22 protein-coding genes are annotated in these 17,789 nt (G+C 48.0%); 21 read left to right on the top strand and 1 reads right to left on the bottom strand.

All coding sequences use genetic code 11. The features are described 5' to 3' along the window. Window positions 1-48 precede the first annotated feature (48 nt). The 17 genes from DRW41_RS20165 to DRW41_RS20245 all read left to right on the top strand — a co-directional run bounded on the left by DRW41_RS20165 (window position 49) and on the right by DRW41_RS20245 (window position 14,903). Window positions 49-525 carry a PRC-barrel domain-containing protein gene (locus DRW41_RS20165; protein ID WP_115453835.1) on the top strand — a complete coding sequence of 159 codons (477 nt, stop codon included), beginning with the start codon at window positions 49-51 and terminating at the stop codon, window positions 523-525. Window positions 526-537: 12 nt separating this feature from the next. Further along, window positions 538-729: a YrzR-like zinc ribbon domain gene (locus DRW41_RS20170; protein ID WP_115453836.1), complete on the top strand. Its 192-nt coding sequence runs from the start codon at window positions 538-540 to the stop codon at window positions 727-729. Between the two features lie 165 nt (window positions 730-894). Beyond that, window positions 895-1,041 carry a hypothetical protein gene (locus DRW41_RS23165; RefSeq protein ID WP_181884655.1) on the top strand — a complete coding sequence of 49 codons (147 nt, stop codon included), beginning with the start codon at window positions 895-897 and terminating at the stop codon, window positions 1,039-1,041. Between the two features lie 6 nt (window positions 1,042-1,047). Continuing rightward, the gene (locus DRW41_RS20175) at window positions 1,048-1,236 is read left to right on the top strand and encodes a hypothetical protein (RefSeq protein ID WP_115453837.1); all 189 of its coding nucleotides are present in this window, start codon (window positions 1,048-1,050) and stop codon (window positions 1,234-1,236) included. Window positions 1,237-1,426: 190 nt separating this feature from the next. Further along, a complete protein-coding gene (locus tag DRW41_RS20180) occupies window positions 1,427-2,491 on the top strand; it encodes an AI-2E family transporter (RefSeq protein ID WP_115453858.1) in 1,065 nt (354 codons plus the stop codon). Window positions 2,492-2,850: 359 nt separating this feature from the next. Then, on the top strand, window positions 2,851-5,484 hold the full coding sequence (alaS, locus tag DRW41_RS20185; protein ID WP_115453838.1) for an alanine--tRNA ligase: 2,634 nt from the start codon (window positions 2,851-2,853) through the stop codon (window positions 5,482-5,484). 65 nt (window positions 5,485-5,549) lie between these two features. Beyond that, entirely contained in the window at window positions 5,550-5,816 is a 267-nt protein-coding gene (locus DRW41_RS20190; protein ID WP_048825694.1) for an IreB family regulatory phosphoprotein, read from the top strand. A gap of 2 nt (window positions 5,817-5,818) precedes the next feature. Beyond that, complete coding sequence (gene ruvX, locus DRW41_RS20195; protein ID WP_115453839.1) at window positions 5,819-6,235, top strand: Holliday junction resolvase RuvX; 417 nt, start codon at window positions 5,819-5,821, stop codon at window positions 6,233-6,235. 12 nt (window positions 6,236-6,247) lie between these two features. Next, the gene (locus tag DRW41_RS20200) at window positions 6,248-6,541 is read left to right on the top strand and encodes a DUF1292 domain-containing protein (RefSeq protein ID WP_115453840.1); all 294 of its coding nucleotides are present in this window, start codon (window positions 6,248-6,250) and stop codon (window positions 6,539-6,541) included. Window positions 6,542-6,733: 192 nt separating this feature from the next. After that, window positions 6,734-7,870, top strand: a complete 1,137-nt coding sequence (mltG, locus tag DRW41_RS20210; protein WP_115453842.1) for an endolytic transglycosylase MltG — start codon at window positions 6,734-6,736, stop codon at window positions 7,868-7,870. 262 nt (window positions 7,871-8,132) lie between these two features. Then, the gene (locus tag DRW41_RS20215) at window positions 8,133-8,774 is read left to right on the top strand and encodes an O-methyltransferase (protein WP_115453843.1); all 642 of its coding nucleotides are present in this window, start codon (window positions 8,133-8,135) and stop codon (window positions 8,772-8,774) included. A gap of 5 nt (window positions 8,775-8,779) precedes the next feature. After that, entirely contained in the window at window positions 8,780-9,709 is a 930-nt protein-coding gene (locus DRW41_RS20220) for a peptidase U32 family protein (protein WP_115453844.1), read from the top strand. Window positions 9,710-9,728: 19 nt separating this feature from the next. Further along, window positions 9,729-10,997: a peptidase U32 family protein gene (locus DRW41_RS20225; protein ID WP_115453845.1), complete on the top strand. Its 1,269-nt coding sequence runs from the start codon at window positions 9,729-9,731 to the stop codon at window positions 10,995-10,997. A gap of 1 nt (window position 10,998) precedes the next feature. Further along, window positions 10,999-11,634, top strand: a complete 636-nt coding sequence (udk, locus tag DRW41_RS20230) for a uridine kinase (protein ID WP_115453846.1) — start codon at window positions 10,999-11,001, stop codon at window positions 11,632-11,634. A gap of 232 nt (window positions 11,635-11,866) precedes the next feature. Then, on the top strand, window positions 11,867-12,343 hold the full coding sequence (gene greA / locus DRW41_RS20235; protein ID WP_115453847.1) for a transcription elongation factor GreA: 477 nt from the start codon (window positions 11,867-11,869) through the stop codon (window positions 12,341-12,343). Window positions 12,344-12,404: 61 nt separating this feature from the next. After that, a complete protein-coding gene (locus DRW41_RS20240) occupies window positions 12,405-14,156 on the top strand; it encodes a peptidoglycan D,D-transpeptidase FtsI family protein (RefSeq protein WP_115453848.1) in 1,752 nt (583 codons plus the stop codon). A 75-nt stretch (window positions 14,157-14,231) separates the two neighbouring features. Further along, on the top strand, window positions 14,232-14,903 hold the full coding sequence (locus tag DRW41_RS20245) for a YrrS family protein (RefSeq protein WP_115453849.1): 672 nt from the start codon (window positions 14,232-14,234) through the stop codon (window positions 14,901-14,903). Window positions 14,904-14,925: 22 nt separating this feature from the next. Here DRW41_RS20245 and DRW41_RS20250 read toward each other — a convergent pair whose 3' ends face one another. Then, on the bottom strand, window positions 14,926-15,132 hold the full coding sequence (locus DRW41_RS20250; RefSeq protein WP_115453850.1) for a YrzA family protein: 207 nt from the start codon (window positions 15,130-15,132) through the stop codon (window positions 14,926-14,928). A 177-nt stretch (window positions 15,133-15,309) separates the two neighbouring features. Between DRW41_RS20250 and DRW41_RS20255 the strand changes: the two genes are divergently transcribed. The 4 genes from DRW41_RS20255 to DRW41_RS20270 all read left to right on the top strand — a co-directional run. Further along, window positions 15,310-15,948 (top strand): class I SAM-dependent DNA methyltransferase, encoded by a 639-nt coding sequence (locus tag DRW41_RS20255; RefSeq protein WP_115453851.1) that lies wholly within the window; start codon window positions 15,310-15,312, stop codon window positions 15,946-15,948. Window positions 15,949-15,965: 17 nt separating this feature from the next. After that, window positions 15,966-16,661, top strand: coding sequence for a 5'-methylthioadenosine/S-adenosylhomocysteine nucleosidase (mtnN, locus tag DRW41_RS20260; protein ID WP_115453852.1), 696 nt, complete (start codon window positions 15,966-15,968; stop codon window positions 16,659-16,661). Between the two features lie 21 nt (window positions 16,662-16,682). Beyond that, on the top strand, window positions 16,683-17,606 hold the full coding sequence (locus DRW41_RS20265) for a PLP-dependent cysteine synthase family protein (protein ID WP_115453853.1): 924 nt from the start codon (window positions 16,683-16,685) through the stop codon (window positions 17,604-17,606). A gap of 1 nt (window position 17,607) precedes the next feature. Beyond that, on the top strand, window positions 17,608-17,789 hold a 182-nt coding region (locus DRW41_RS20270; RefSeq protein WP_181884656.1), incomplete at its 3' end, for a PLP-dependent transferase.

Genomic DNA, 17,789 nt, shown 5'->3' on the forward strand with positions numbered 1-17,789 from the left:
GATTGCGGCCCGTCTTGGGTAACATCTTCCGGAAGGCGGGAGAAAATCTTGAGGACATTTGGATTAATGAAAGGCCTTCCCGTCATTTCAGAAAAGAGCGGGGAACATCTCGGTGCTGTTTTGGATTTGGTTATCGAGGGGGATAAGGTGCTTGGGGTCCTTGTAAAAAAAGGAACCTTCCTAAAGCAGGCACAGTTTCTGGCAATCGGTTCAATCATATCGATTGGGCCGGACGGAATCATTATCCCGACTTCCGGCTGCCTTGAGCGGAATGGAAAAGATAAAGAAGGTTTTACACTTTCCCATCATAGCCCGCTTGCCGGAAAAATGGTCCTGTCGGAGGAAGGCGATTCACTGGGGCTCTTGAATGACGTATATTTTTTGGAAGAAGTGGGCACAATCGTAGGGTACGAACTATCGGATGGATTCTTTTCGGACCTGCAGGACGGCAAAAAAGTCATTAAACCAGGCGGCCCGCCGGCAATAGGAAAAGATGCCATCATCGTAAATCCCGACACTACGTGAGGTGCCTTTCCTATGTTCAGTTGTCCAAACTGCCAAAGCAAGGATATTGGCAAAATCGGCATCAATCAGTATTATTGCTGGAACTGCTTTATTGAGCTGTCGCTTGCAAAAGGGCTCATCCATACCCACCAGGTCGAAGAGGATGGAACCTTGAGTTCGCTTGATGATCTTTTCGATGAAAATGAACGCCGCTATTCTAGCTGAAAGCCGGGGCCCGAATCCCGGCTTTTTTGGTTTTCTGGAAGGTGCGTAAATTGGGATGGTGAAAAAGTGGCGGAGATTGGGCAAATTCTTGAAAAGGAGTCGCTCAAATTTTGTTTGAGTGACATCGCTCAGGCAAAATCCTAAAAGGAAGTCACTCAAACCCCGTTGAGTGACATTGTCAGCGTAAAAATCAAAAAGGAAGTCACTCAAACCCCGTTGAGTGACATTGTCAGCGTAAAAATCAAAAAGGAAGTCACTCAAACCCCGTTGAGTGACATTGTCAGGGCAAAAAACAAAAAGGAAGTCACTTAAACCCCGTTGAGTGACATTGTCAGCGTAAAAATCAAAAAGGAAGTCACTCAAATCCTGTTGAGTGACATTGTCGGGGAAAAAATCAAAAAGGAAGTCACTCAAACCCCGTTGAGTGACATTGTCAGCGTAAAAATCAAAAAGGAAGTCACTCAAATCCTGTTGAGTGACATTGTCGGGGAAAAAATCAAAAAGTAAGTCACTCAAACCCCGTTGACCCAATTGAGCGGCAAAGCCAGATTCGTAAAATGTGTCACATAAGTGACATAAATGCCATGTGATTAAACACCAATTCCCCTGCTCCCCCCACGCGAAAAATATCCCAAAATTAACAAGGCATAAACGCGCCACTTCCTTCAAAAACTAGCGGGGAAGGAGGCGCGCAATGATGAACATCCAAATGAAATGGGTTTACCGGATTGCTTTTTTCCTCCTGCTGCTGTCGACGCTTTTCGTATTGATGAAGCTTAAACCCTTCTGGATTCCAGCAGCGCGGGTATTGGGTCATTTGCTGGTTCCCTTTCTGACGGCGGGATTTATTACATATTTGCTCCATCCGGTGGTGGAGAAGCTGCATGCCCGGGGCGTCCACAGGGGTATCGCCGTTTTGCTTATTTATATTGTTTTTTTCGGGGGACTTGGGCTCGCCCTTTACAAGGGGATACCGGCTTTAATGTCACAAATACAGGAACTTTCCGCAAGTGCCCCGGATTTTGCCGACCACTATAGAGGAATGATTGCCAGCCTTGAGGAAAAAACGAAAAAATGGCCAGAAGGCATGCAGGAGAGGGTCGACCGGGGGATTACAGGTGCCGAAGAAAGAGTTAACAGCCTTTTTGATATCGTCCTCGGTGGGCTCGCTGGTTTTGCCGATTCTATCCTGACAATCATGGTCATCCCGTTTATGGCTTTTTATATGCTAAAGGATTATTCCTTGCTGAAACGGGCTTCGTGGTATATGACTCCGAAAAAATGGCGCAGGCAGGGAATCCGGTTTCTCCATGATGTCGATGAATCGCTAGGAGGCTATATCCGGGGCCAGCTTTTGGTCTGCACGATCATGGGCCTGATCTCCTCACTCCTGTTCTGGTTGTTCGGGCTTCGTTTTCCGCTTTTGCTCGGGCTTGTGGTCGCCCTTACAAACGTCATTCCTTATTTCGGTCCGATCATCGGGGCGATTCCGGCTGTCGTGATTGCGGCTTCCTCCTCCGCCAAATTGATTTTCATTACCCTGGCGATCGTGTTTACCCTGCAATTTTTCGAAGGCAATATATTGTCGCCCTACATCGTTGGGAAAAGCCTTCATATGCATCCATTGCTAATTATTCTGGCCCTGCTTGCCGGCGGTGAAATAGGGGGGATAGCCGGGCTGATTTTTGCGGTGCCTGTCCTGGCCATTTTGAAAGTTGCCGCCCTGCATGCAATTGCCGTTTTCGCAGGCGGCCACCGCTGACACTAAAAACTCATTTTAACTGAATTGACAAACTTGTTTCGCATCGCTATAATGCATCCTATAGATGATTTACCATCGGAAAAAATGTTGATGGATCGAGTATGTCATCCGGAATCCAACCGCATTCCGCGGACAGAGAGGGCTTCCATGGCTGGAAGGAGCCCGGGGTGAAAGATGGCAGAAGGCTAATCCTGAGTGCAGCTAACCACTGCCGTTATGCCGCGTTAAGGCAGCATTGAGAGATGGGCGAATGTTTCGCTCATAATCAGGGTGGTACCGCGAGGCAAAGCTCTCGTCCCTGTCCAGGGATGAGGGCTTTTTTGTGTTCAATTTTCAAAAATTATATGGGAGGCATTACAATGAAACAACTGACAGGTTCTCAGATCAGGAAAATGTTTTTGGACTTTTTCCAGGAAAAAAACCACCACGTCGAGCCAAGTGCATCGCTTGTCCCGCATGACGACCCGTCCCTTCTGTGGATAAACAGCGGCGTGGCGACCCTTAAGAAATATTTTGACGGACGGGTGATACCGGAAAATCCACGCATCACCAATGCCCAGAAGTCAATTCGTACCAATGATATCGAAAATGTCGGAAAAACCGCGCGCCACCATACTTTCTTTGAAATGCTCGGAAACTTTTCGATTGGCGAGTATTTTAAGGAAGAAGCAATCGAGTGGGCATGGGAATTCCTCACTTTCGAAAAGTGGATGGGCTTTGATCAGGAAAAATTGTCCGTTACAGTCCATCCGGAAGACCATGAAGCATACGAATATTGGAATAAGAAGATTGGGATTCCGGCAGAACGGATCATACGCCTGGAGGGGAATTTCTGGGATATTGGTGAAGGCCCAAGCGGCCCAAATACGGAAATTTTCTATGACAGGGGACCGGAGTATGGGGATGACCAAAACGATCCGGAACTTTACCCAGGCGGGGAAAATGACCGCTATCTTGAAGTTTGGAACCTAGTGTTTTCCCAGTTCAACCACAACCCGGATGGGACATATACCCCGCTGCCGAAGAAAAATATCGATACCGGAATGGGGCTTGAGAGGATGGCTTCCGTTGTCCAGAATGTCCCGACCAACTTTGACACCGACTTGTTCATGCCGATCATCAGGGCGACCGAAGAAATCTCCGGTGCAAAATATGGCGAGTCAAAGGAAACGGATGTTGCATTCAAGGTTATCGCGGACCATATCCGCACTGTTTCATTTGCGATTGGCGACGGCGCGCTTCCATCAAATGAAGGGCGCGGCTATGTTTTGAGGCGTCTGCTTCGCCGCGCGGTCCGGTACGCGAAGCAAATCGGCATCAACCGGCCTTTCATGTATGAACTGGTTCCGGTTGTCGGTGAAATCATGCACGATTTCTATCCTGAAGTGAAGGATAAACAGGAATTTATCCAAAAGGTCATTAAAAATGAAGAGGAACGCTTCCATGAAACCCTGCATGAAGGCCTCGCAATCCTCGAATCTGTCATTAAAAAAGAAAAAGAGAAGGGCAGCTCGGTCATTTCCGGGGCTGACGTGTTCAGGCTCTATGACACATACGGATTCCCGGTTGAACTGACTGAAGAGTATGCGGAAGAAAGCGGCATGACCGTTGACCACAATGGCTTTGAAGCTGAAATGGAAGCTCAAAGGGAACGCGCGCGCTCAGCAAGACAGGATGTGGAGTCGATGCAGGTCCAGAGCGGCGTTCTTGGTGAAATAAAAGATGAAAGCGTCTTTGTCGGCTATGACCAGCTTGAAACGCAGGCGGCAGTACTTTCCATAATAAAAGACGGTGAACTGGCCGAAGAGGCTTCAGCCGGGGAGGAAGTCCAATTCATTCTCGATAAGACACCATTCTATGCCGAGAGCGGCGGACAGATCGCCGACCAGGGATATGTCATCGGGGATGGGGTAAAGGTATTTGTAAAGGATGTTAAAAAAGCTCCAAATGGCCAAAACCTCCACCGGGCAATCATTGAAGAAGGCACATTTAAAAAAGGCCAGCAGGTAGCCGCGGCGGTTAACCGGGAAAATAGGGAGAAAATCATTAAAAACCATACTGCCACCCACCTGTTGCACCAGGCGTTGAAGGATGTCCTTGGAACGCACGTCAACCAGGCAGGCTCCCTCGTTGAGGCCGACCGCCTGCGCTTTGACTTCTCTCATTTCGGACAGGTAAAGCCGGAAGAACTGGAACAAGTCGAAAAAATCGTCAATGAAAAAATTTGGCAAAACATTGCCGTCGATATATCCCTTAAGCCAATTGATGAAGCGAAGGCAATGGGCGCGATGGCGCTTTTCGGCGAAAAATACGGGGATATTGTCCGCGTCGTGAAAGTGGGCGACTATAGCCTTGAATTGTGCGGCGGCTGCCACGTTCAGAATACGGCTATTATTGGCCTGTTTAAAATCGCGGCTGAGAGCGGCATTGGCGCGGGAATAAGAAGGATTGAAGCCGTTACCGGCGAGGGAGCGTACGGGCTGTTGAACAGCCAGGTTGACTTATTGAAGGAAGCCGCCGAAAAGCTGAAAGCGAACCCGAAAGATATTGCAACAAGGATCGACGGCCTTCTTTCCGAGATGAAGCATCTCCAGCGCGAAAATGAATCGCTGTCTGCGAGGTTGGCCAACATTGAAGCAGGGAACCTTTCGTCAAAGGCCAAGGAAGTAAACGGAGTGACACTTCTTTCCGCGAGCGTACAGGGGCAGGATATGGCAGGGCTCCGTGGGATGGCAGATGATCTGAAGCAAAAGCTTGGCTCGGCTGTCATCGTCCTTGGAAGCGCGAATGAAGGAAAGGTTAATCTGATCGCGGCCGTGACTGAAGACTTGCTTGGCAAAGGATACCATGCCGGCAAGCTTGTAAAGGAAGTAGCGGCACGATGCGGGGGCAGCGGCGGAGGCCGCCCGGATATGGCCCAAGCCGGGGGAAAAGATCCGTCGAAACTTGATGGCGCGCTCCAGTATGCGGAGGAATGGGTTAAATCAATTTGATAATCATGGCAATTAGTGTAGAATAAACATGTTACAACCTAATTTCCAAAGGCGAGGTGCATGCAATGAGCTCATTGGACAAAACGATGAGATTCAATTTTCCTGAAGAGCCATTTGAACATGATGTAGATGAAGTCCTTTTCCAGGTGCACGAAGCGCTTCAGGAAAAAGGGTACAACCCAATCAACCAGATTGTCGGCTACCTTTTGTCGGGCGACCCTGCATACATCCCGCGCCATAAGGATGCCCGCAACATCATCAGGAAGCTCGAGCGGGATGAAATCATTGAAGTGCTCGTGAAATTTTATCTGAAGCAAAAGCGCGGAGGCTAATCATGCGTATTATGGGATTGGACGTGGGCTCTAAAACAGTCGGCGTCGCCCTCAGCGATGAATTTGGATGGACCGCGCAAGGTCTGGAAACAATTAAGATCGATGAGGAAAAAAACGAGTTTGGATTTGAACGTTTAGGCCAATTACTAAAAGAGTATGGCGTCGAGCAGGTAGTCATCGGCCTGCCAAAAAATATGAATGGAACGATTGGCCCCCGGGCCGAGGCGAGCAAACGCTTTGCGGAAGAGGTGGAAAGACTCTTTTCCGTGCCAACCGTCCTTTGGGACGAGCGCCTGACCACGATGGCCGCGGAACGCGTTTTGCTTGAAGCGGATGTGAGCCGGAAAAAGCGTAAAAAAGTCATCGATAAGATGGCTGCCACGATGATCTTGCAAGGATATCTTGATAGTAAAAAGTGAAGGGTGAAGAAAATGGAACACGGCGATAACCAAATTGTAGTAGTAGACGAAAACGGCAACGAACAATTATACGAAATCCTTTATACATTTGAATCAGAGGAGTTCGACAAATCCTACGTCCTGTACTATGCGGCGGGAGCGGATGACAGCGAAGATGAGGAAATTGAAATCCATGCTTCCTCCTTTGTCCCTGGGGCTGAAGGAAAAGCAGGCGACCTGCTTCCAATCGAAACGGATGAAGAGTGGGACATGATTGAGGAAGTGCTGAATACGTTCCTTGATGAACAGGAAGACCACGAAGACTAACAAAATTCAGGAGCCGGCATGCCGGCTCTTTTTTTTTCATATTCGCACCAGTGCAGGCGAAATTGACAAGGTAATACAACTTATGCTGAAATGGAGACGGCGGTTTTTTAGTATAATGGTGTATAATAGTCAAAATGCAGAGACCAATTCACAATGGAAGGCAGGTCCTGTCGAAAACAGGGGGGAAGCGGAATGACTGCTGATAATAAAAATACAAAAAGGGATATAATCCGCAAAAAAATGATCGAACATCAGAGCGAAGCCAAAATTGTCAGGAAAATCGTCCTGTCCATCACGCTTGCATTCATCATACTCGTTTGCTTAATCGGCGGCGGAGGCTATTTGTATGTAAAGTCAGCCTTACAGCCTGTCGACCCATCCAGCAAGGAAATCAGGGAAGTCACCATTCCGATAGGTTCCTCGGTGTCCGGGATTGCCCAAACCCTTGAAAAGAATGGAATTATTAAAAATGCCCGTATATTCAAGTATTATGTCAAGTTCAAAAACGAGTCTGGTTTCATGGCCGGGGACTATAAGATGACGCCTTCGATGACGATGCCGGAAATCATTAAAAGCCTAAAAACCGGCAAGGTGGTCCTAAAGGAAAAGCACAGGCTTGCGGTGCCGGAAGGGAAACAGCTAGCTGAAATCGCCGGCCTTATCGCGAAAGTTACAGGGCAAACCCAGGAAGCTGTGTTCCAAAGGCTTAACGACCGCGAATTCGTGGCTGGGCTTATGGCGAAATACCCTGATCTGTTAACGAGTGAAATTCTTGGAGAGAAAGTCAAATATCCGCTTGAAGGGTACTTATTCCCGGCGACCTATCCAATTTCCAAGGAAAAGCCCTCGGTAGACGAGTTGGTAATTGTTATGCTGGAAAAAACAAAAGCAATGATTTCCCCTTATTCAGAACTCATGAAAGAAAAGAAAATAACCCCCCATCAGCTTTTGACGATGGCTTCCCTGATTGAGGAAGAGGCGACGAAAAAAGCAGATCGCCATAAAATTTCAAGTGTTTTCTACAATAGGATTGAGGCGGGAATGCCTCTTCAAACAGACCCGACTGTCCTCTACGCCCAGGGAAAACATAAGGATAGGGTCCTTTATAAAGACCTTGAGGTCGATTCCCCATACAACACGTATAAATATGCGGGGCTTCCGCCCGGGCCAATTGCCAATGCCGGAAAGATGTCCATCGAAGCGGCATTGAACCCCGAGGCTACAAGTTTTTACTACTTCTTGGCTTCGAAGGATGGAGAGGTCCATTTTTCAAAAACGCTTCAGGAACATAATCAATTGAAGGCCAAGTATATAACAAACAACAATTAAGGCAATGGCGGGGAAAAGTCGTAGATTTTCCCCGTTTTTTGTGGTAAAATTGTTCAAGTGTTTTATAACAGCCCGGGGGAAACCCCCTGACATTACGGAATACGTTTCAGGAAATGGGGAGCTCCCCCATGAACATAAACAATAGCGTCCATTACGGCAAGCCGGCTTAGCCCACAATGCATACTTTTTATGCATCTTGCTGTGAACGCTATTTTTTCGTGTTTAAAAGAAGAACATGCCAGAATAATTCGGAGTGGTCATTGTGTTGGACGAAAAGCTTCAAACATATTTAGACAGCCTGATTCCCGCCCGGACCGGTTTATTCGCCGAAATGGAGGCTTACGCGAAAGAATTCCATGTTCCTATTATGGAGCCGTCCGGAATGGAAGCCCTCCTCCAGATACTAAGGATCCATAATCCAAAAACAATACTTGAAATCGGGACTGCCATCGGCTATTCGGCTCTCCGTATGGCAGAGGCCCTTCCTGAAGCGAAGATTATCACAATCGAGCGGGACGAGGAGCGCTACCGGGAGGCCGAGAAAAATGTCGAAGCCGCGGGAGCATCTGGCAGGGTTGAGCTCCTGCTCGGCGATGCCTTGGAAGCCGCCGGCGAAGTTGGGCCATTCGCGCCATTTGATGCGATATTCATTGATGCGGCCAAAGGGCAATACCAAAAGTTCTTTTCCCTTTATGCGCCACTTTTACGTGCCGGGGGAATCATGGTTACGGATAATGTCCTTTTCAAAGGGCTTGTGTATGGCCGGGAAGCAGAAAGCGGAAGGCTTGTGAAACTGGCCGAAAAAATACAGGGCTACAATAGTTGGCTTACAGGGCTTGAGGACTATGCGACAACAATTATCCCTGTTGGCGACGGAGTGGCAATCAGCTATAAAAAGAGGTGAAGGGAATGAAGAAACCGGAATTGCTCGTAACGCCGACAAGCATCCAGGATATTGCGCCGCTTTCCGATGCCGGGGCGGATGCCTTTGTCGTTGGCGAAGAAAGATACGCCCTTAGGCTTGCCGGTGAATTCAGCCGGGAAGACGTTCGGGAAGCAATCAGGATTGCCCATTCAAAAGGGAAAAAAGTGTATGTGTCGATGAATGGCATTTTCCACAACGAAAAGGTTGAAGAATTGGGGGACTACCTGGCTTTTGCGAGTGAGGCAGGGGCGGATGCTGTGATTTTTGGGGATCCGGCTGTTTTGTTGGCGGCTCGCGAAACCGCGCCAAATTTGAAACTCCACTGGAACACCGAAACAACCGCGACGAACTGGTACACATGCAACTATTGGGGCAGGAAAGGCGCGAAAAGGGCGGTTCTCGCGAGGGAGATCAATATGGATGCAATTCTTGAAATAAAGGAAAACTCCGAGGTTGAAATCGAAGTACAGGTCCATGGGATGAGTTGCATGTTCCAATCAAAGCGGTCATTGCTGGGCAACTATTTCCTCTATCAGGGCAAGGAGATGGAGATTGAAAACCGCAGGCTTGAAAAGGACATGTTCCTCCATGATATAGAACGCGGGAATAAGTATCCTATCTTTGAAGACTCGAACGGGACCCATATTATGAGCCCGAATGACATATGCATGATCGATGAACTGCAGGACATGCTTGAAGCCGGAGTAGACTCGTTCAAAATAGACGGGATATTGAAGGCGCCAGGCTATATTGCCGAAGTAACAAGCCTTTACAGAAATGCGATTGACCTTTACTTTGAAGATCCGGATAAGTACGAAGACGTAAAGGGCGAACTTCTTGAAAAAATCGAAGAAATACAGCCACAATCCAGGCCGCTTGATACGGGATTCTTCTTTAAGGAAACGGTGTATTAAAAATAGGAGGTAGTTGGCCGTGAGCGCTGTAAAGGATAAAATATCAGAAATCATTGATGGCAAGCGGGTAATTGTCAAAAAGCCCGAACTGCTTGCCCCAGCTGGCAACCTCGAAAAGCTGAAAATCGCCGTCCATTACGGAGCGGACGCGGTCTTTATCGGCGGCCAGGAATATGGCCTCCGTTCGAACGCGGATAATTTCACTTTTGAGGAAATGAAAGAGGGCGTGGAATTCGCGAAAAAATATGGCGCGAAAATCTATGTGACAACCAATATTTTTGCCCATAACGAAAATATTGACGGGCTAGAAGACTATTTGTCTGGGCTTAAAGAAGCGGGAGTGGCCGGAATCATTGTCGCCGATCCTCTCATCATCGAAACATGCCGCAGGGTAGCACCGGAAATTGAAGTGCATCTGAGCACCCAGCAATCCCTTTCCAACTGGAAAGCTGTCCAGTTTTGGAAGGAAGAAGGGCTTGAGCGTGTCGTCCTTGCCCGTGAGACGAGTGCGGAAGAGATTCGCGAGATGAAAGAAAAGGTTGACATTGAAATTGAAACGTTCATCCATGGAGCGATGTGCATTGCTTATTCAGGACGCTGCACACTCAGCAACCATATGACCGCCAGGGATTCGAACAGGGGCGGATGCTGCCAGTCATGCCGCTGGGATTATGATTTGTACAGGCGGGATGGCGAAGGGGAAGCCGCGCTTTTTGACGGGGACGATTCGCCTTTTGCGATGAGCCCGAAAGATTTGAACCTCCTTCAATCCATTCCGAAAATGATTGAAATTGGCATTGACAGCCTTAAAATTGAAGGCAGGATGAAATCAATCCACTATATCGCAACGGTCGTAAGTGTTTACCGGAAAGTGATCGACGCGTACTGCGCGGACCCGGACAACTTCTCGATCAGGCAGGAATGGATCGACGAGCTCGATAAGTGTGCGAACAGGGAAACGGCACCAGCCTTCTTTGAGGGCGTGCCTGGGTATAAAGAGCAAATGTTTGGCAATCATAGCAAAAAGACAAGATTTGATTTCGCCGGCCTTGTCCTTGATTATGACAGCGAGTCGAAAATCGTGACCCTGCAGCAGCGGAATTTTTTCAAACCGGGTGATGAAATTGAGTTTTTCGGCCCTGAAATCGAAAACTTTAATGCTGTGATCGAAAAAATTTGGGATGAAAAAGGGAACGAGCTGGATGCGGCCCGCCACCCTTTGCAAATCGTAAAATTCCAGCTGGACAGGCAGGTATACCCGAACAACATGATGCGGAAGGAGAACTAACATGGAGCGCAAACCAGTTGTCATCGGGGTGGCCGGAGGGTCCGGATCGGGCAAAACGTCCGTTACAAAAGCGATTTTTGATAGCTTTAAGGGCCATTCAATCCTGATGATCGAACAGGATTATTATTACAAAGACCAGAGCAGCGTTCCATTTGAAGATCGCCTTAAAACAAACTATGACCACCCGCTTGCTTTTGATAATGACCTGCTGATCGAGCATTTAAAAACGCTCCTCAGCCGGGAACCAATCGAAAAGCCGGTCTACGATTACTCACTTCACACGAGATCGAAAGAAGTGATCCATGTCGAGCCAAAAGATGTCATTATTTTGGAAGGAATCCTTATTCTTGAGGATGAGAGGCTCCGCAATCTGATGGATATCAAGCTGTTTGTCGATACAGATGCGGATATCCGAATTTTGAGGAGGCTCCAGCGCGATATTAAGGAGCGGGGGAGGACGGTGGACTCGGTAATCGACCAATATGTCAATGTGGTGAGGCCGATGCATAATCAGTTTATCGAGCCGACCAAGCGCTATGCCGATGTCATCATTCCCGAAGGCGGGCATAATCATGTTGCGATTGATTTAATGGTAACAAAAATTCAAACTATTCTTGAACAAAAGTCTATTTTATGACACAATAGCATAGAAATAGTAAACAAAATGGAAATTCATTTCCGCGAGTCCAAAGCGGGGAGCCCGCCTGTTTCATGGGAGGCGGTTCCAAGCTTTGTGAACAGCGGTTTTTCCGGACATTAAGGAGAGGCGGCCTTGTACAGGCTGGCCTCCTTTTATAGGAGCGGGAAACGCTTTCCTTACATAAGAAAAAGAAAATAATTGATTGTACAGAATTGAAGGAGTGAATACATTGGCAACAGAGAAAGTATTTCCAATGACACAGGCTGGAAAAGATAAATTGGTCCAGGAGCTTGAACAATTAAAGACAGTAAAGCGGAAAGAAGTCGTGGAGCGCATTAAAATCGCGCGCAGCTTCGGCGACTTGTCCGAGAACTCGGAATACGATTCCGCAAAGGAAGAGCAGGCGTTTGTTGAAGGCCGCATCACCACGCTAGAAAATATGATCAGGAACGCCAAAATCATCGAAGAAAGCGAGATTGCCGGCGACTCTGTCACTCTCGGAAGGAACGTTACATTCATGGAGCTTCCGGATGGGGATGAAGAAACTTACACGATTGTGGGCAGCGCGGAAGCTGACCCGTTTGAAGGGAAAATTTCGAATGATTCACCGATCGCCAAAAGCCTCATGGGCAAAAAAGTCGGCGATACGGTGTCTGTCCAAACACCAGGCGGCGAAATGACAGTAAAAATTACATCCATTAAATAGGTATCAAACACGCGTTTGAAATTTAGGCATCTCGTCAAAGCTTTTGACGAGGTGTTTTTTTATGTGGAAAAAACGATTGGCTTCAATGACTGTAATCGGTATAATTGCATTTTTTCTATTGTTTTGCCGCCTTGCGCAAATACAATTGATCCAGCCCGAGAACTTTTCAAGCCGGCATGTCAACCTGCTTGAAGAGAGTGTCAGGCAAAGGGCCCAAACAGCCCCTTTGGATGACGGCAGAGGGTCCATTCTTGACCGAAATGGCATTTCGATAGGACACAAGGCGGCATCGGTCCTGATTCTATTTCCTTTTTTAAAAAACATCAGTTGGGAATCCGCGAAGGTCGCAGTGATAATCGGGATATCAGAGGAGGATTTGCTTGAAAGCGTTAAACAGGCGAAACAGCCGTTCGCCTATGGGACGCCCGAACCTATCGAATTATCCAGCCGTGAAGTTTCCAAAATTAATGCCCTTAAAATACCCGGTGTCTTTGCAGCGCGGCGGAAGATAAAGGAAGAAGAAATCCCGGCAAGCCAGTTGCTAGGGGTTGTGGGACAAAATGAGCGCGAGATGAGAAAGCGCTATCCGGACAGCGGCCTACCCAGCCGTACCCCAATCGGAGTATCAGGACTCGAAAAGCGTTTCGATCCTTTTTTGATCGGTGAGGGGGATTCCAGCCTCGTCTATCATGTGGATGGCCAAGGAAAGCCGTTGTTTGGAGCGAATGTAAGGCTAAAAGGAGAGAAGAACCCTTTTTATCCTGCAAATATCCGAACGACAATCGACCTGGATATACAAAGGAAGGCAGAACAGCTTGCAGACAGCCATGGCATCAAAAAAGGTGGAATTGTTCTTCTCGATATTGAGACAAACAGCATCCTCGCGCTCGTTTCGCGCCCCGGGGCACAATCGGGCAGCCCATTCGCGAGTGGGGGCAACCAGATGCTCAAGGAACAAATCATGGGCTCTGTTTTTAAAACGGCGGTTGCCGCCGCGGCTATTGAAAATGGTTTGGATGATTCCTCACGCCTATTCGACTGCAGCCGAAAAATTAATGGAGAACCCGATACGGCCCATAACTATGGAATGGTGAATTTCTCTGATAGCTTTGCGATTAGCTGCAATTACACATTTGCAAAGCTTGCGAGGGAGCTGAAGGCAATCGATCCCGGCTTGATTGAGGAGTATGCCGCCATGCTTTCCCTGACAGGTGGGGTAGGATGGGAAGGGGATGTGTTCCATTTTCCGCATTTCCGCCAGCTGGATGGAGAGGAGGGCGGGCGCGTCTTTTTAAAAGAAACCGAGAGGATGGATGACAATTTTGTTTCGCTGACAGGAATTGGCCAAAAAGAGGTCAGGGCGACTCCGCTGGCAGTGGCAAATATGATGGCGACAATCGCGAGGAATGGAGAAAAGCAGCATGTCAGGGCTGTTTCCGCCATTGAATATAAAAACGGAACAACAATGTATGAGTTTCCGCAAACGCCTCTAGTGGGGAAAACGGTTTCTGAGGGTACGGCGCGGAAGCTTCAGCAGCTTTTGAGGCATGTCGTGGAGGATAGCCGAGGAACTGGCAGATGGTTTTCCTCCCTCCCTTATCAGGTGGCAGGGAAATCCGGAACAGCCGAAACAGGAAAGTTTGTGGGGAAGGAGCAGCTTCATAACAAATGGTTCGCGGGGTATTTCCCTTATGGAAAACCAAAGTTTGCGCTTGTCGCGGTCAACCTGGATGTTAAGGGAAACGAAGGAGGCGTTAACCCGCTTTTTGCCGATATTGTAAACTTTTTGTATAGCCGGGGTAACCATGAATGAGAAAAAGGTTATTCCTTCATCTTTCCCGTTTCTCATGATAGAATAATGTCAATCTTGCTTAGGGAGGCCTAGCCAATGGATCATGATTTTTCGAATAAATCACGTTTGCGATACAGAGCTAAACGAAAAAAGACCAATATCATTTTAAATAGCTTAATTGCAATTGTAATTCTTTTAATCCTTGCTGTCGGTTTTTCAATATTCGCGGGAAACGATGATGCTGCGCCGAAAAATCCGGACAAAGCGGAAACTGGCCAAAAAGCCGGCAACACGGAAAAAGGGGATACTGGCGGTGACACCGCTGGCGGCGCATCACAAGATTCCTCCGATGCCGATTCTTCAGCTGATACGGATGACGAAAGCCAGACGGCTGAAGAAAATGTGGATGAGGCCGATGAGCCGGTTGTAACAGAGGGTGGAAGCTCCGAGAATGTCAAAAGGACAATTGAAAATCCGGGGTGGAAACCTGTCGGCACAAGCCAATCCGGTGACCATCAGGTAACCATCGACAGCAGTTCTCCCGATTGGGATGAAATGCACTCCGCGCTTGCCTATGCCATTGGGACGGACAAAGGGAATATGACAACATGGTGGCTTGAAAGGGACAAAAGCAAAGAAGGCGGGGCAATTGGAACTGTCACGGCGAAAGGAAGCGATCAGGCCTACCGTGTATATATCGAGTGGGTTGATGGTGAAGGCTATAAGCCTGTGAAGGTCGAAGAATTGTATGAAAATGATAAAAAATAAAAAATAGCAGGCTGAAGCCCTGCTATTTTTTTAGCTTAAAATGGACGGCCGCAGAGTAATACGTTTTCCCTTCCTCACTCACATGCATTTGGTGTGAAACCGAATGGACGCGCAGCATAATCGCCTTATTTACTTCAATCTGGGTTGCAATCTTCTTTTCGATGGTTTTCAGATCAGCTGCCTCAAAAAATTCAATTTTATCCTCAATCAAATCAAACTGCAGATTCACCGGAATCCCTCCCTTGTTTTATCCCTCTATTTTAGCTTTACATTTGGCAAGGTGGCAATCCGCCTGTTGAAGAATACGAAAGGATATGGTAAATTGGGAACAAGGTTCATTTTAATTCATAGTATGTCAATAGGAATTGTGTGTTTAAAAGTTTGAACATATGGAGCGTGGATATAAATGGGCAGGGAATTTCTTGATTTATTCGAGGTGTGGGCGGAATCCTATGATGAAAGTGTCGAGGGGCATGATAAAGAGTATGAAGAAGTATTCAGGCATTACAGCAGGATTCTTAATACAGTAGCGGAACGGTCCCACGGGCATGTAATCGAGTTCGGAGTCGGTACAGGGAACCTGACCGCAAGGATTTTGGACCGTGGGCTGAAGGTCACCGGAATCGAGCCCTCTCCGGCAATGAGGAAGATAGCCGAGGCAAAACTGCCAGGAAAGGCACAAATCCACGATGGCGATTTCCTAACCTTTCCGGAAGTTGAAAACCCGGATACACTTGTAAGCACTTACGCCTTTCACCATCTGACCGACGAGGAAAAGCGGGAGGCTATAGGCCTTTATGGAAAACTTTTGCCGAACGGTGGTAAAATAGTATTTGCGGATACAATGTATGAATCTGCCGAAGCATTCAAAGATGCGATTGATAAGGCGAAAGAAAATGGCTTCCATAACCTGGCCGCGGATTTGGAAAGGGAATATTACACGACCATTCCCATCCTGAAGGCGATGCTTGAAGAAAATGGCTTTCGTGCCAGCTTTTCGAGATGCAACGACTTTGTCTGGCTGATGGAAGGTGAAAAATTTTAAAAAAGAGAGGTTTCATGATGAAAATTGCCATTATTGGAGCGATGGAGCAAGAAGTCGCATTATTAAGGAGCCATATTGAAGGAAAAACCCGCGAGGTGATCGCCGGCTGTGAATTCACTTCTGGGAACATGGATGGGGCCGAAGTGGTCCTTCTCCGTTCCGGGATTGGAAAGGTGAATGCGGCGATGTCGACCGCGATCCTATTGGAAAGGTTCAAACCCGACTGCGTCATCAACACGGGTTCGGCGGGCGGGTTCGATCCTTCCCTTGAAGTTGGCGACGCGGTCATTTCGACCGAGGTGCGCCACCACGATGTGGATGTCACCGCATTTGGCTATGAATATGGACAGGTTCCCGAGCTGCCACCCGCTTTTATAGCGGATGAGAAGCTTGTTGCGGTTGCGGAAGCCGCAGCTGGTGAAATTGAGGATATCCAGATTGTCAAAGGGATGATAGCGACAGGCGATTCTTTTATGCAAGATCCGGAGAGGGTTGAATTTGTCAGGACTAAATTCACCGGGCTTCAGGCGGTTGAAATGGAAGCCGCCGCGATTGCGCAGGTTGCACATCAATTCAATGTCCCGTTTGTCATCATCCGTTCACTTTCTGATATAGCGGGAAAGGAATCAAATGTATCCTTTGACCAATTCCTTCATAAAGCGGCCCTCCATTCGGCAACGCTTGTCATGAAAATGGTATCTGCCCTTAAATAGAAGAGGGATAGGGGGAGGAAAATGAAGGTTTATAGCAGCGTCCATGAATTGATTGGCAATACACCCATTGTCGAAATAAAATCCTTTCCGCTTCCGGACGGGGTCAGGATTTTTGCTAAGCTTGAGTTCCTGAACCCCGGCGGAAGCGTCAAGGACAGGCTCGGAATTGAATTGCTCCGTGATGCGTTCGAGAGCGGAAAATTGAAGGAAGGCGGAACGGTCATTGAGCCGACCGCGGGAAATACGGGCATCGGCCTAGCCCTCGCCGCGATTAACAGAGGGGTCCAGGTGATTTTTTGCGTCCCAGCGAAATTCAGCCTGGAAAAGCAAGAGCTGATGAAAGCGCTTGGTGCCAAGGTAATCCATACCCCAACCGAAGAAGGCATGAAGGGCGCGATTAAAAAAGCGCAGGAACTGCTTGAAGAAATTCCCGGCTCGTACTGCCCGCAGCAGTTTGCCAACCCGGCGAATCCGGAAACATACTACAAAACCCTAGGCCCCGAGCTTTGGGCGCAAATGGATGGGGAAATCGGCGTATTTGTAGCGGGCGCGGGAACGGGAGGGACCTTTATGGGAACCGCCCGTTACCTGAAGGAAAAAAAGAAGGACATTAAAACCGTCATTGTGGAGCCTGAGGGTTCCATCCTTAATGGGGGTGAGTCCGGCCCGCATAAAACAGAGGGCATTGGCATGGAATTCCTTCCGGGTTATATGGACACTTCCTATTTTGATGCTATCCATACTGTCCTTGATGAAGATGCTTTCGGCCTTGTCAAGGAACTGGCCGCCAAAGAAGGGCTGCTAGTCGGCAGTTCATCAGGGGCCGCTTTCCATGCTGCGCTTCAAGAAGCCAAAACAGCGGCGCAGGGAACAAATATCCTCGTTATTTTTCCAGATGGAAGCGAGCGGTACTTAAGTAAAAAAATCTATGAAGGCGGGATATGAATTGAAAAGGAAAACGAAAATGATTCACGGTGGCATTCCGATCGATCCATTCACGGGTGCCGTTTCCGTACCAATTTACCAGGTTAGCACATACAAGCAGGAGGGCGTAGGGGGCCATAAAGGCTTTGAATACTCCAGGACCGGCAACCCGACAAGGCATGCCCTTGAAGAGCTAATTAAAGA

It is taken from the genome of Neobacillus piezotolerans (assembly GCF_003362805.1).
In the GTDB taxonomy this organism is placed as follows: Bacteria; Bacillota; Bacilli; order Bacillales; family Cytobacillaceae; genus Bacillus_D; species Bacillus_D piezotolerans.